General features: G+C 57.9%; 22 protein-coding genes. 16 read left to right on the top strand and 6 right to left on the bottom strand.

The annotated features are described in order from the left end of the window. Window position 1: 1 nt before the first annotated feature. The 3 genes from AB3G35_RS21340 to AB3G35_RS21330 all read right to left on the bottom strand — a co-directional run bounded on the left by AB3G35_RS21340 (window position 2) and on the right by AB3G35_RS21330 (window position 1,043). On the bottom strand, window positions 2–235 hold the full coding sequence (locus AB3G35_RS21340; protein ID WP_106117264.1) for a hypothetical protein: 234 nt from the start codon (window positions 233–235) through the stop codon (window positions 2–4). 86 nt (window positions 236–321) lie between these two features. Beyond that, window positions 322–801 (bottom strand): YmfL family putative regulatory protein, encoded by a 480-nt coding sequence (locus AB3G35_RS21335; RefSeq protein ID WP_369782096.1) that lies wholly within the window; start codon window positions 799–801, stop codon window positions 322–324. 29 nt (window positions 802–830) lie between these two features. Continuing rightward, window positions 831–1,043 (bottom strand): hypothetical protein, encoded by a 213-nt coding sequence (locus AB3G35_RS21330; RefSeq protein ID WP_106117262.1) that lies wholly within the window; start codon window positions 1,041–1,043, stop codon window positions 831–833. Between the two features lie 84 nt (window positions 1,044–1,127). Here AB3G35_RS21330 and AB3G35_RS21325 point away from each other — a divergent pair, with 84 nt between their 5' ends. Both AB3G35_RS21325 and AB3G35_RS21320 read left to right on the top strand, forming a co-directional pair. Next, entirely contained in the window at window positions 1,128–1,478 is a 351-nt protein-coding gene (locus AB3G35_RS21325) for a helix-turn-helix domain-containing protein (protein ID WP_106117261.1), read from the top strand. Between the two features lie 78 nt (window positions 1,479–1,556). Beyond that, window positions 1,557–1,742, top strand: coding sequence for a hypothetical protein (locus AB3G35_RS21320; protein WP_369782095.1), 186 nt, complete (start codon window positions 1,557–1,559; stop codon window positions 1,740–1,742). Window positions 1,743–1,795: 53 nt separating this feature from the next. Here the strand turns inward: AB3G35_RS21320 and AB3G35_RS21315 are convergent, their stop codons facing one another. The 3 genes from AB3G35_RS21315 to AB3G35_RS21305 all read right to left on the bottom strand — a co-directional run bounded on the left by AB3G35_RS21315 (window position 1,796) and on the right by AB3G35_RS21305 (window position 4,962). Continuing rightward, window positions 1,796–2,053: an ogr/Delta-like zinc finger family protein gene (locus tag AB3G35_RS21315; protein ID WP_153380032.1), complete on the bottom strand. Its 258-nt coding sequence runs from the start codon at window positions 2,051–2,053 to the stop codon at window positions 1,796–1,798. A gap of 76 nt (window positions 2,054–2,129) precedes the next feature. Further along, window positions 2,130–2,999 (bottom strand): phage portal protein, encoded by an 870-nt coding sequence (locus AB3G35_RS21310; protein ID WP_369782094.1) that lies wholly within the window; start codon window positions 2,997–2,999, stop codon window positions 2,130–2,132. Next, a complete protein-coding gene (locus tag AB3G35_RS21305) occupies window positions 2,911–4,962 on the bottom strand; it encodes a terminase large subunit domain-containing protein (protein ID WP_369782092.1) in 2,052 nt (683 codons plus the stop codon). The genes AB3G35_RS21310 and AB3G35_RS21305 overlap by 89 nt, the downstream gene beginning before the upstream one ends. Before the next feature lie 163 nt (window positions 4,963–5,125). Between AB3G35_RS21305 and AB3G35_RS21300 the strand changes: the two genes are divergently transcribed. The 14 genes from AB3G35_RS21300 (at window position 5,126) to AB3G35_RS21235 (ending at window position 12,838) form a co-directional block, all read left to right on the top strand. Continuing rightward, window positions 5,126–6,049: a GPO family capsid scaffolding protein gene (locus AB3G35_RS21300; protein WP_218723433.1), complete on the top strand. Its 924-nt coding sequence runs from the start codon at window positions 5,126–5,128 to the stop codon at window positions 6,047–6,049. A 1-nt stretch (window position 6,050) separates the two neighbouring features. After that, the gene (locus AB3G35_RS21295; RefSeq protein WP_369782091.1) at window positions 6,051–7,067 is read left to right on the top strand and encodes a phage major capsid protein, P2 family; all 1,017 of its coding nucleotides are present in this window, start codon (window positions 6,051–6,053) and stop codon (window positions 7,065–7,067) included. After that, on the top strand, window positions 7,064–7,783 hold the full coding sequence (gene gpM / locus AB3G35_RS21290) for a phage terminase small subunit (protein WP_369782090.1): 720 nt from the start codon (window positions 7,064–7,066) through the stop codon (window positions 7,781–7,783). The genes AB3G35_RS21295 and gpM overlap by 4 nt, the downstream gene beginning before the upstream one ends. Window positions 7,784–7,880: 97 nt before the next feature. After that, a complete protein-coding gene (locus AB3G35_RS21285) occupies window positions 7,881–8,342 on the top strand; it encodes a head completion/stabilization protein (protein WP_369782089.1) in 462 nt (153 codons plus the stop codon). Continuing rightward, entirely contained in the window at window positions 8,339–8,782 is a 444-nt protein-coding gene (locus AB3G35_RS21280) for a phage tail protein (protein ID WP_196883520.1), read from the top strand. Before AB3G35_RS21285 ends, AB3G35_RS21280 begins: the two co-directional genes overlap by 4 nt. Next, on the top strand, window positions 8,772–9,452 hold the full coding sequence (locus AB3G35_RS21275) for a phage virion morphogenesis protein (RefSeq protein WP_218723437.1): 681 nt from the start codon (window positions 8,772–8,774) through the stop codon (window positions 9,450–9,452). The genes AB3G35_RS21280 and AB3G35_RS21275 overlap by 11 nt, the downstream gene beginning before the upstream one ends. Window positions 9,453–9,464: 12 nt before the next feature. Then, window positions 9,465–10,580, top strand: coding sequence for a DUF2586 domain-containing protein (locus AB3G35_RS21270; RefSeq protein WP_369782087.1), 1,116 nt, complete (start codon window positions 9,465–9,467; stop codon window positions 10,578–10,580). 6 nt (window positions 10,581–10,586) lie between these two features. After that, on the top strand, window positions 10,587–11,036 hold the full coding sequence (locus AB3G35_RS21265) for a phage protein (protein ID WP_106117249.1): 450 nt from the start codon (window positions 10,587–10,589) through the stop codon (window positions 11,034–11,036). After that, entirely contained in the window at window positions 11,036–11,248 is a 213-nt protein-coding gene (locus AB3G35_RS21260) for a TraR/DksA C4-type zinc finger protein (protein WP_196883504.1), read from the top strand. Before AB3G35_RS21265 ends, AB3G35_RS21260 begins: the two co-directional genes overlap by 1 nt. After that, the gene (locus AB3G35_RS21255; protein ID WP_169911029.1) at window positions 11,245–11,448 is read left to right on the top strand and encodes a hypothetical protein; all 204 of its coding nucleotides are present in this window, start codon (window positions 11,245–11,247) and stop codon (window positions 11,446–11,448) included. Before AB3G35_RS21260 ends, AB3G35_RS21255 begins: the two co-directional genes overlap by 4 nt. Next, window positions 11,448–11,915 carry a lysozyme gene (locus AB3G35_RS21250; protein ID WP_369782085.1) on the top strand — a complete coding sequence of 156 codons (468 nt, stop codon included), beginning with the start codon at window positions 11,448–11,450 and terminating at the stop codon, window positions 11,913–11,915. The genes AB3G35_RS21255 and AB3G35_RS21250 overlap by 1 nt, the downstream gene beginning before the upstream one ends. Then, window positions 11,912–12,352, top strand: coding sequence for a lysis system i-spanin subunit Rz (locus AB3G35_RS21245; RefSeq protein WP_369782084.1), 441 nt, complete (start codon window positions 11,912–11,914; stop codon window positions 12,350–12,352). Before AB3G35_RS21250 ends, AB3G35_RS21245 begins: the two co-directional genes overlap by 4 nt. A 34-nt stretch (window positions 12,353–12,386) precedes the next feature. Further along, window positions 12,387–12,674: a putative phage tail assembly chaperone gene (locus tag AB3G35_RS21240; protein WP_369782082.1), complete on the top strand. Its 288-nt coding sequence runs from the start codon at window positions 12,387–12,389 to the stop codon at window positions 12,672–12,674. 23 nt (window positions 12,675–12,697) lie between these two features. Beyond that, window positions 12,698–12,838: a hypothetical protein gene (locus tag AB3G35_RS21235; RefSeq protein ID WP_369782080.1), complete on the top strand. Its 141-nt coding sequence runs from the start codon at window positions 12,698–12,700 to the stop codon at window positions 12,836–12,838.

Raw genomic sequence — 12,838 nt, 5'->3', positions numbered from 1 at the left:
GTTACTTCACTGATTTAAGGCTGAGGGATAGGGCTGCCATCAGGCGTTTTTGTGCAGCCATTACCGGGACGTGGGCGAGGATTGCCCCGTGGCGCAGACCGTCCGAGATCAAGCGGAATTGGTCGGCATACCAGTGTTCATTGAGGTTTGAGCGGTACTGTTCACGCAGGGCCATAAGCAGCGCTTCGGCCTCTGCAGGAGGCAGTTGGGTGGTGACAATTACGGCGTTTCCCATCGTAAAACCTCGATTTTGGGCGCAGCTCACCCAAACCCACTGGGTGTGGGACAGGCGGTTATTGGGTTGGTGGTTCTATTGGGCTATCAAGAAACAGTCGATATGGGCCGTTTTGCGTGCAACTGAATGACAGCTAGTACCTCTGCATGGCGTGCGGCCATGTGCAGGCTTTCGGCTTTAAGGATGGCGTCTGCTTCGCCTTGATCGATTACGCCGTCTTCAAGGGCTTGGGCAATGATTTGGTCTACAGTCCCGCGCTTGGCTGCTGTCTTTACGCACATGGTGTACATCTCCATATTGTCGAGAGACTCAGGCGGCGCGACCGGGACGAACATTCCGCCGTACATGCCAGCGATGTATTCGGGAAAGTGAGTGGTGCCTGTGTCCTGTTCAAGTTGAAATATTTGCGACTCGGTCAGGGGGCGACTGTTCTCATATAGGTGGTTGTCAAACTGCTTGATGTCTTCAAAGCCCAGGCGGGCAGCGGCGCACTCTCGGCCACCTGGATAAGCCAGGATTACCTGGCGCATTACTTGTCTGCGCGTGTTTAAAACTTGGCCTTTCATCTTCTACTTTCCCCAGTTGCCCAGTGCTATTACTGTGCGATCACGCCGTCTTTGATGCCGAGCAGTACTGCAGCGCGATGTGCCTCCCCACGGCGACAAAGGCTCTGGCCACTCAATACGGCGTAAACGGTGCTAGGGTTCAGATTGTGTAAAACAGCGAAGTTTTTCGCTGTCTGGCCACGCTTTTCCAGGGCCTCACGTGCCTGCTGTCGCGCTTGCTCGCTAGTGCTTGTGTTGGGCATAGTGCAATTCCTTGCGTTTTCGTGTGATGACAAGCGCAGGATGTGGCAAAAAACTGCCATTGTAAATATGCGAGTGGAAATAAATTGACTCTATCTGAAGATATTGGGGCGCGTCTGCGTGAGCTACGTTCACAGATCGGCCTGACTCAAGACCAACTTGCGGAAAAGCTCGGCGTATCAAAACGTACCCAAGGAAATTACGAATCTGGTGCGAGTGATCCCACGGCGTCATACCTGAGCATGGCAGCCAGCCAACTGGGTTTTGATGTTCCGTACATCCTCAATGGCGTGCGCACGACACCTACGAGTGAGTCACTGAGCGAGGTTGAACACTCGATTCTCCAGCAGTACCAGAGCATTCCTGAAGACGATCAAAAAGCCATTCGCCGGATTCTCAAAGCGATGGCCGATGATGCTGCGCGGGCAAACAATTAATTTCGTAACCCCCCGTTCTAAAGCTGCTACTCCTCCCGATAACGTCGATTCAGCAATGCACTTTATGGAGTAGTCAGCATGTTGGATCACGTAAAAAACCATAGCGGCCTTGCACAAGCGCTGGAGCTTGAATCGCAGGAACTCACATGGATGGAGCTGAACTTGATCAGGCTTTACCGCCAGTTGAGTGATCAGGATCAGTTACAGATGAAACGAGTAATTGAGGCCCTGACAACGAATCCTGAAGCCCCGGCAGAGGGTTAACCTCCCGCTTGAGCGTGACCGATCGCCGATATTTTGAGTCGGCGGTTTACGGTTCACGCGACTGCATGTGATGCGAGTTGTGCGAACAGCTCTTGCTGTTTGGCTTTGGGCATCTCGCGCAAGCGATCGAGCAGCATTCTTTCGTATGACTGAGCCGACGGGCTTAATGTGTGTGAGAACGTGAGTTCTGCCACCCAGGTATGCCCGCACATTGCATCCAGGCACTGGCAATAGAGTTTCGAAAAATCAGCTGAAAAAGTTTCCCGCGAAGCGATACGTCCTTTGTGCCCGCACTTACAAACAACCCGCATATCGTGTCCCTCCCCAGGGTGCAATAATTTGCCATTGTATCGCCTGTAAGCGCAAATTTACGCTAGCTTCAGCGCTTTAATTAGTGCTTTCTATCGCTTTGCTCTCTTCCCGCCACGCTATCCGGCGATCCCCCCGCAACACCTCATTGACCTGGTCAAACAGCTGGCAGATCGGGCGTATCTCGTTGCTGGTGTAGACCCGATCGATCTTTTCGATATCTCCAAAGCCGCCGTTGTTCTCCGGGATGATGCCTGCCAGAGCGGGGTTCATTCGCCAGGCCGCGATCACGTCGTTGCGGGTGATGTTCTTCACCTTCTCCAGTTCGTCTTTGGCCTGGAAGTCGCCCACCGGGATGATCTGAATGGCGTTTTCTTTGCCGTTGGGGATGTTGACGAACATTGAGCGGAAGTTGCCCACGCCCTTGCTGGAACTGATTTGCTCTCGCAGGTTGTTTTCGTCGTCTTCGGTCAGGTCGGGGTCGTTGGTGTAGAAGATGTAGCCCGCGTGGGCACCGTTGCTGTAGTAGCGACGGCGGAACAGGGTCGCGGCCTCGTTGAGCAAAAGTGCCTGCATGCCACCGAGGTAGTCCGGGATGCCGTAGATGGTTTGTTCCACGTCATAGTCCATGATGTGGATGATCTCATCCTGTTCAAAATCCATGAACTTGCCGTCGGCAAGCAGCATTCGGTAACCGCCGTCGACTTTTACGCGCATGTTGATCGCAGGCAGGTGTTTCAACTCCAGGACTTGGCCGAAGGTGTTGGTGTCGCAATACAGAAACGCATCACCAAACACCATGTAGTCCAGCCCGGCGCAGCCCATGGTGTGGGCACTACAGCCCGAGGTGGGAATAAATTCACGCACAAGCAGGTTGCGTTTGAATTTCGGGATTGCGCCGTGGTGAGCATTGGCGCGTAGCAGTTTGGCCAGTCCGGTGCGTGACACTGGAGGCTTGTAGATGTCGCCGTCGTCGCTGGGGAACACCCCCACATACTCGCCTATGTTGCCGCTCAATACCTGTTCCGGCTCCCCGAACGTAAACGCGCGCATGGGCTGCTGTTGGCGTGCCGGGTGATTGACCTGGTGCTGCTTGCGTCGTGCTTTGGACATGGGTTCCGCTCGTGATGTAGCGGCTTCGGCGCCGCTTGTTCGTGTTCAAGGGTTCGTTGGCCAGGGCATGCATGATTGCCCAGGCAATGTCGGCGTGGCCGGTGGCCTCGGTGCGCGATGCGCTGTAGGTGATCTGGCCGCTGCCGGTGGTGCCGCGCTTGATGGTCAGGAACGCTTGGGCAATGTCCGTCCAGCCTGCATCCCATTCGATACGACTGCCTTGGATCGTGTCCTGGGCTTTGAGTACGAGGGTGTTTTTGGTTTCCAGGCTGTAGTGGATCGATGTCGCACGCGGGTAGAAATCGCGCACCAGGTCGAACACCCCGTAGCCGATACCCGTGGTATCGATGCCGATGTGCTGGACGTTGAAGCGCTGGGTGAGCTTCTCGACCTGTTCGGCCTGGTACTTGAACGACTGCCCGCGCCAACTGTGCTTCTCCAGGATGCGAAACTTCGCCCCGGCTTCCAGCGGTGGGGCAATGACCACGCAGGTGGCATCGTCCCGGGTACGGCTCGGGTCGTAGCCAATCCAGACGGGACTGTTGCCGAAGGGGCGATCGTCTTCGGGCTTGTAGTCTTCCCACAGCAACAGGTCGGAGTAGCAGCGCTCCAGATCCTTGAGACTGAATGCGCTTTGGGTGCTGTCGATGAACTTGCAGTAGAACAGCTGCTGAAACTTGTCCTCGTCGTATTCCAGTTGCAGCTGTTCAAGGTCGAACAGATCACAACCGCCATCGATCGCATCCTGAATCGTGATGGTCTTGCGCCACTGGCCGTCCGGGCATAGCGCGCCCTGCGTGTATGCCGATTCAGTCGGCCAGGTACCACCGGCTTTTTTGCCGCGTTTGCTGTTGCGAAACTCTTCACCTGACCAGAATGGGTACGCCTGATGCGACACAGCGCTGGGCGTCGAAAAGTAGGTTTTCCGCCACTTCTTGTGTGTGCCCATGGCGCTGGCCACGGTGCTGAGTTTTTCAAAGTCGCGAATCCAGAAATATTCGTCGACGTATACATGCCCGTGATAGCCCTGGGCGGTGCTGCTGTTGGTGCTGAGGAAACGCAACTCGGCGCCGTTGCTCAAGGTGATGGGGTTACCGGTCAGCTCGATGCCGAACCACTGCTGGGCAAACTGGATGATGTAGCTGCGGAAAATCTCTGACTGCGATCTGCTGGCCGACAGAAACACCTGGTTGTCGCCGGTTAACACGGCGTCCATGAACGCTTCACCAGCAAAGTAGTAGGTCAGGCCCACTTGGCGGCTTTTCAGGATATTGCGAATCCTGCAGGTGAGCGGGTTCTGTTTGGCCGCGAACAGCTCTTTTTGGTAGCCGTACATCTTCGAGATGAACTTATCCAGAAAGTCCACTTCGGTCAGGCCGCTGATGTCGTTCTTGGCCTTTTTTTCGCGCTTCTTGCCGCTGCTATCACCGCGACTGGATCGCTGAACACGTGATCTGTCGCGGCGTTCCTGTGGCTCGTCCGCCGGTTCGCCGGGTGAAGCCAGCACCGGTTTGGCGGCTTGTTTAAGCAACCGTTCGCGGATGCTGGTCAATCGATCCAGTTCGTTCAGATCGTCCTTGCTCAAACTGGTGGATTTATCCAGGAGCAGGGTAATACGCCGCCCGATCGCGGTCAGCGGTTCTTCGTCGGAGAGCATGTCTTCCCAGCCGCCCTGGCGAATCCAGTAATAGACGATACGGATGTTGGGCAGGTGGAGTTGCGCCTGAATTTCCTTGGCCTTGCAGCGGCGTAGAAACAGGCGTTTTGCGGCTTCTTTCACTTCGGTTGAATAGAGCATGGGCCGCAGTCTATGCGGCGAAAAGGCAGTAAACGCGGAGTTAAAAACCTCGATTCTCCTAGATGTGGAAAATAGGAGGAGGGCGCATTTGAACCGTTTGTTTGAGGCCGAACGGCTCCTTATCGTGGCAGCTCATTCAACCGATTGAGCGCAGTTATCACCCATGCCCCGTTCCCTTGTTTCGTACTGGAAACGTGTCGCAACCAGCGGCCCGACCATTGATGGTCGTGAAATCCTTCCCCAGGAACTGCGTGATATCGCTGAAACCTACAAGCCGTCGTTTTACACAGCTGTTATCTGGTGTGAACACGAGCGCTGGCAAGGCGCATTCGGCACGGTGTTTGCCGTTCGTCTGCTTGAAGAGGGTGAGGATTTAGAGCCTGGCCAAGTCGCGCTGGAAGCTCAACTCAAGCCGAATGATCGATTGCTTGCCCTCAACGACCAAGGCCAGAAGCTGTTTAGCAGTATCGAGATTTATCCGAATTTCCGGGGTAAAGGCAAAGCCTATATGACCGGAATGGCCGTCACGGATGAGCCAGCCAGTACCGGTACCCAAGAACTCTATTTTTCAAACCAGACCAGCAAGCGTACGTATTACGCCGCCTCGGTCGAACTTGGCCGCCCGCAGGACGACATGCAAAACACCTCAGAAACAGGACTGATCAATGCCCTGACGGGCTTTTTCAAGCGTTTCGCCGCCGAAACCCTGCCCGACGAAACCACCCCAACCACTACCGAGAGCAAACCCCCAATGGATGAAGCTACCGCAACGGCTTTGAAAGCCCTGTTGGCGCAACTACTGGTTGTCGCTGCAGGTATTCAGGCCGTTATCGAGCCTGCCGCCGAAGACGCCCCCGAACCCGCTCAAGAACCGATCGATGATGTCAGTGCTGCAGTGGACGAAATCGTTAACACTGCCGAAGAAGAACGCGAATACAGCCGCAAAGGCAATTCGTCGAACAAGGCCGTGCTGACGGCATTGGCGAACCTGCAAAAGCAGTTCAGCGCCTTGCAGAACACCCCCACCGGTCGCCAGTTGCCGCGTAACCCCGGCCCTGTAAACACCGCCAAAAAGCGGGTGCTTTGACATGGCACAACTGAGCGCCAAGGGCGCCAAGCATTACGCCGAGTTGCAGGACGCGATCGCTGACACCTACGGGGTTCAGCGTGCCAGCAAGATGTTCAGCGTTGAACCGTCTGTTGCTCAAGAACTGAACGACGCGATCACGGCGAAAGCGGACTTTCTGGAGCGCATCAACATCATCCCGGTCAGCGAGATCAAGGGTGAGAAGGTGTATATCGGTGTGAATGGCCCGGTTACTGGCCGTACCAACACCAAAACCACCGATCGGCAGGCCAAGGATGCTTCGGCCCTGGAAAACACCACCTACGAGCTGGCAGATACCCAGTCGGACGTGGGCTTGCCATACGCCAAGATCGACGCCTGGGCGAAGTTTCCCGACTTCAAAGATCGCTATTCCGCCGCTGTGCAGAAGCGTATTGCACAAGACCGGATCGTTATCGGCTTTCACGGCCTTAGCGCGGCGACCCAGACTGATCTGGCAGCCAATCCCAAGCTGCAGGACGTGAACAAGGGGTGGCTGCAGCAACTGCGCGAAGATGCCCCGCAGCAAGTGCTTAAAGAAGGTGCGACCACAGGCAAGATCACGCTGGGTGCGGGTGGTGATTACGCCAACCTCGACGCCCTGGTGCATGACACCAAGCAAATGGTGGACGAGATCCTGCGTGAAGACGGTGACCTGATCGCGATTATTGGCAGCGATCTGTTGGCCGCAGACAAGGCCAAGCTGTACACCAAGCAGGGCGATACCCCGACCGAAAAAGAGCGCATTGAAAACGCTCAGGTCATCTCGACCTACGGTGGTTTGCCAGCGTTCAGTGTGCCGAACTTCCCGGTCAACGCCGTGCTGATCACCAGCTGGGACAACCTGTCCATTTACTACCAGGACTCCAGCTGGCGTAAGCAGTCGATCGACAACCCGAAACGCTCCCGCGTAGAGGACTACAACAGCCGCAACGAAGGTTATGTGATCGAGCAACTGGAAAAGATCGCACTGACTGAAAACGTGGAGCTTTTAGCGTGAGCCTGGCCCTGACTCACAAGCGCCGCATGTTGGCACTGGGTAGCGCTGCAGCTGTCGCGGCTGCAGGTGCCACGGTGGCCTATTCGCACGCTGATGCGTTTAGCAGCCCGGCCAATGCCCGCAAAAATCTGATGTTGCAGGAAGCCTCGCTGGATCTGGATTTGCAACGTCTGAGTGACCTCAAAAACTTGGCCAGCAAACAGTCGCTTAAGCGTGACGAGCTGCTGCCCAAGTACCAGAGCTATGTGCAGCGCTATTGCGAGTCGGGCCTGAATTTTCCCAACCGTGTCCTGGTGCAGGTGATGGTCTGGTTGTTCGATACGGCCGAGTTTGAAGACGGTTTGGAGCTGGCCGACTTCGCGATTGAGCAGGGTCAGGTAATGCCGGAGCGTTTCCTGCGCCGCGATATTCAGACCTTTGTGGCGGACGAGGTAATCGACTGGGCTTTTGCCGAGTACAACGCCGAGCGCAGCCCTGAGCCTTACCTGTCCAACATGCTGCCGCTCGTCGATGGCCGGTGGGAGCTGACGGAGCAGATCCCAAGCAAGTACCACAAGTTGATCGGTATTCGCGCCATGGAGGCAGGGGAGTGGGACACGGCGCTTAAGCATCTTGAGCGATCCACTGAGCTGTACCCGAAAGCGGGTAACGACACCCGCATTGTGAAGTGCCGTAAGGCGCTGGCAAAACAACCGGCCACACCGGCCACCGAATAACCGACTACCCCCCCCAGCGGGAAACTGTGGATGAGAGTTAGCCATTTATGGCTTGCCTCCCTGAAACAGTTCTCCCGCCCTATTTGAGCGGCCAGCGATGAGCTTTTCAGGCAAACCCACCACGTTGGTGGAACAGCAGATCGACAATGACGGCTTTTGGCCCGATCTGTCGGTGAGCGAGTTCCAGAAAGGCTATCGCCTGCCGGGTGAGTACCTGGGCGAAATGCTGGCCGCTGATTTAAAGGCTGCCATGGTCGAGGTCAATAACGACCTGACCAAGTGCAAAGCCAAATGGCAGTTAACTGGCGTCTCCTGTGTCGAATCTGCAGACCCTACGGTGCTGCTGAATCCTGCTTTTAAAGCAGCGACGTACAAGCGCGCCGTGTATTGCCGCGCCAAAGCCAGCCTGCTGACCCAGTTCGCCACCGTGGTGCGCCGCGACAGCGCCGAAAACCTCGGTAAGGAATTGCCTGAGCGATCGGAAACCTTTTTGGCATTCAGCCAGCAGGCCGTTCGCTTGCTGCAAGGCCGTGGCCGCATCACGGCGGCGCTGCTATGAAAAAGCTCAAAGCGCTGACCAGCTATCTGTTGGCCCGCAACCTGGTCATGCCCGAGCAGCTCGACAGCTGGGCCAGCCAGGTCAATCAGGATCTGATCTGGAAGCCTGATCTGAAGGGCATGCACTTTGCGGACATGCGTTACAGCGCGGTTGTGGTGTTTGAGCGCTTTGCCGATGAACCCGGGCGGCTCATGGCGTTGTTGGCCGGTTGGCTGCAGACCTATGACCCAGACCGCGATGATTTACCCAATCCAGCCTTCGCCATCGACATCCTGGACAACGACCTGGCCGACGTGGAAATCACGCTGGAGTTTGTCGAATCGCTGTACCTGGCCGAAGACCCGGACGGTGAAATAGAGGCATTCGACAAGACCTGGTCATTTATCCCGTTTGACCTGTGGGTCGCTGAAAAGGGCGAGGTAGGCACCCGTGGCCGCTAATCCGCTCGACCTCGATGTCCGGGGCTTGCTCGATGTCGACGCCCAACTGGCCTTGCTTGAGCTGTCGCCCCAGCTGCGCCGCCGACTGCTGAATAACGTCACCAAGCGCGTGCGTTCGATGAGTCGCAAGCGCGTGCGTACCCAGCAGAACCTGGACGGCACCCCCTTCGCTGAGCGCAAGGGTTCGGCCAAGGGCAAAAAGAAGATGGAAGCCGGGTTGGCCAAGCTGCTGCAGGTCACCCGCGTCAGCCCGGACGAAGCGGAGCTGGGCTGGAAAAACGCCCTGACCCGGTGGGTCGCCGCACAGCAGCACAACGGCGCCACTGAACGGCGCACTGCCGCGCAAATGCGCCGCTGGAACCGTGTACCGCCCGGAGTGGCCTGCACCGACAAACAAGCCAAGCGCCTGCGTCAGCTGGGGTTTCGGGTGCGTGTCCCGGGCAAAAAAAGCCTGAGCAAACCCAGCGTGGCGTGGATTCAAGAACACGTGAACTACGCCAAAGCGGGCCTGCTGATCCGCATTTTGAACGATGAAAAAACCGAGACATCGGGCGCGCAAAGCTGGGACATCACCCTGCCTAAACGCCAGTTCCTCGGCGTGGGCATCGGCCAGGAAACCAGCCAGCTGGTTAACCAGGTCTTTCAACAAATTCTCAATTCACCCCGCTAAGCGAGGCACTGCATGGCACTCGGCAAAGTCAGCGTCAACAATCTCAATCTGGGCCAAGGGGCCGTGACCGAGATTGAGCGCTATTTCCTTTTTATTGGCCCCGCCGCCAAGAACGTGGGCGCGCTGCTGGCCCTCAATACCGACAGTGATCTGGACGGTGCCCTGGGCATTGCGGCCAGCGACCTGAAAACCCAGATCACCGCTGCCCGTTTGAATGGTGGCGATCGCTGGGCGTGCGTAGCCGCTCCGATCGGCCAGGACGAAGACTGGCCGGCAGCGCTGGAACGAGCGCAGCAGCAGGGCTATTCGGTCGAAGCCATTGTGATTACTAAGCCGGTAACCACGGGGGTCGAGTTGTCGAAAATGCACGAGGCAGCCGTGCGTCTCAACGACACCTATGGTCGCCGCTCGTTTGTCATGGCTGCGTCTGCAAGTATCGCCATTGCGCAAACATGGGCGCAGTACCTCACCGAGCAACGCGCCATCACGGCAGACCTGGCCGCGCCCCGCGTGCTGGTGGTACCGCAGCTGCACGGCAATGACCTGGGCGTATTGGCCGGTCGACTGGCCAACACCGCCGCGAGCATTGCGGACAGCCCCATGCGTGTGGCCACCGGTGCCGTGCTCGGCCTTGGGCCTACCCCGCAAGACTCCGAAAACGTGCCGCTGCCTACCGCGACCCGGGCCGAGCTGGATAAAGCGCGCTTCTCGGTTTCGCAAACCTACTCGGATTTTCCCGGCGTGTACTGGGGCGACGGCAACCTGCTGGACACCCCGACCAGTGACTTTCTGGTGATCGAATATCTGCGCCTGGCTGACAAGGCATCGCGCCAGGTGCGCCCGTTGCTGATCCGCCGCGTGGCTGATCGACGCCTCAACAGCACCGCCAACAGCATGGCTGTCGCAGTCACGGCCCTGATGACCCCACTGCGTGCGATGGCCAAGTCCGTGACCTTTGCCGGTCAGGTGTTCCCGGGCGAGATCGAATCGCCCAAGGACGGCGACATCGTCCTGGTCTGGAAGAGCAAAACCGCCATTGAGGTGTACATCAAGCTCAAACCCCACAACTGCCCGAAAGACATCACGGCGAACATCGCCCTGGATCTTTCCAATGACGCTTCGGAGTAACCCCCTATGTCACGCATTGGCGGCAAAAACTTCGACGTGAACCTGGGCGATCTGCTGGTTCACGTTGAAAGCTGCACCCTCGATATCACGGACAACAGCGCCACGGCGCAGACCCGTGGTGTGCCCAATGGCCATGTGGACGGTGACGTTACGGCCAGCGGGGAATTTGAATTCGACTCCCTCAATTTCAACCTGTTGATCGACGCTGCCCGCAGTGCAGGCAGCTTTCGCCAGTTGGAGGCGTTCGACTCCGTTTTCTTTGCCAAGGCGGGCGACGAAGAGCTGCGCGTGGAGGCGTTCGGCTGCAAGTTGAAGGTGTCCAGCCTGCTGAGCATCGACCAGAAAGGCGGCGAGAAGAGCAAGCACAAGGTGCCGTTCGACGTTACCAGCCCGGACTTTATCCGCATCAATGGCGTGCCGTACCTGGCCGCTTCCGAGATCGAGGGGCTGAGCTGATGTCTTGCCCGTTCGACCGCGCCCAGGTGCAGGAGCAACGCGAGCGCGACCAGGCGATTGCCATCCAGTTAGCCAAGCGGCGCCCGAGCGGGCCAAGTCGTAGTGAATGCCTGGACTGTGACGGCGAGATTCCCAAGGCGCGCCAGGCGCTGGGCGGGATTTTGCGTTGCACGCCGTGCCAGTCCACTTTTGAGAAAGGGGGGCACCGATGAGCACCAATCAGGCCGCCCAGGACACCGCCATGGCCGTGATTAAGGCGTCACCGGCAATCGGCGTTGCGGCTACCGGTGCAACCGGTGCCGTCGACTGGTCGTCAGTCGCCTACATGCTGACCGCGCTGTACATGGTGCTGCAGATCCTGCTGCTGGCTCCCAAGTACCGCCAGATGCTGCGCGACTGGAAGCGCAAGTGATGAGCCTGCGTAACAAGATCGCCATAGGCGCGTTGACGGGTGTGCTGGGCATGACCGGCGCGCTGGTCAGCTGGTTTGAAGGCCGCTCGCTGGTGGCTTATCTCGATCCGGTGGGAATTCCGACCATCTGCGAAGGCGTCACCCTGGGCGTAAAGCTGGGCGATCAGGCCACACCGGCCCAGTGCGACCAGCTGCTGCAGCGTGAATTGCGCATCGCATTGACCGCGGTTGACCGCCAGGTGCGTGTGCCGCTGCCGGACACCCGCCGCGCTGCCCTTGGGTCGTTTGTTTACAACGTGGGAGAGCGCCAGTTTTCCAGCTCGACACTGTTGCGCCTGTTGAACAGCGGTGACGTGCGCGGGGCTTGTGCCCAGCTGTCGCGCTGGGTGTATGCCGGTGGCAAACAACTGGCCGGATTGGTGAACCGCCGCGCTGCTGAGCGTGAGCTGTGCGAGGTCGAACTATGACTGCGCTGCCCACGAATCTGCTTTCGTTGCTGCTGTTCCTGGCCGCCTGGTTTCTGTTCAACCACCTCATCGATGAGCGTAACCGCGCCCTGTTTGAGGTCAGCGGACTGCGCGAAGCGGCCCGTATCAGCGGCGAAATGCTGGCCGACCGCGACGAAAACGACCGTACCCGAACCAAGGCGCTGAACCATGCACTTACTGAAATCAATGACCTGCGCCGTGCTGTTGACGGTGGCAGTAAGCGGCTGTTCGTTAAAGCCAGCTGCAGCCCCCCAAAGCCCGACCAGACCGGCCCCGGCAGCGTGGCTGATGCAGGCACCGCCGAACTCGCTGCAGACGCTCGATCGGATTATTTCACCCTCAGAAATCAGCTCGCCCTCAGTCGAGAAATGATCCTGGGGCTGCAAGACCATGTGCGCCGGATCTGCCTGCGCTGAATCACCCACTTTTAAACCTGAATGGAAAACACCCATGACCGAACGTCGCGAAATCACCCTGGAAGTTGGCGAAAAAGAATTCACCTTTGAGCTGACCCCGCAGGACGTGACCAAGTACTTCAACACCTTGACCCAGACCAACAAGGTATCGCCCGCCAACAACCTGCTGATGACGACCGTTAAGCAAGACGAACGCGCCTCTTTGAAGTCGCTGCTGGGCAACCCGCTGATGGTGATGAACCTGGCCGGCACGCTGTTGGAAGAGTACGGCCCGGACGTTGAAATCACCGTAAAAAAGCCCTCGAACACGCTGAGCGCCTGAGCGAAAACGGCCTGGGCCAGTTAGTGGCCCTGGCCAATCGCTGGCTGCCCGGCGCCGCCCCCACCTACGAGGTGATGGGCACGGCCAAGTGGCTGGAGGACGAACACTGGCGACGGATGGAAATCGCAGTGGCCAACGGCATCGCCCACGCACTGAACGGATAA

The sequence above is a fragment of the Pseudomonas sp. WC2401 genome, from assembly GCF_041200115.1.
Taxonomy (GTDB): domain Bacteria; phylum Pseudomonadota; class Gammaproteobacteria; order Pseudomonadales; family Pseudomonadaceae; genus Aquipseudomonas; species Aquipseudomonas fragi.
This window is presented reverse-complemented; position numbering and strand designations above follow the sequence as displayed.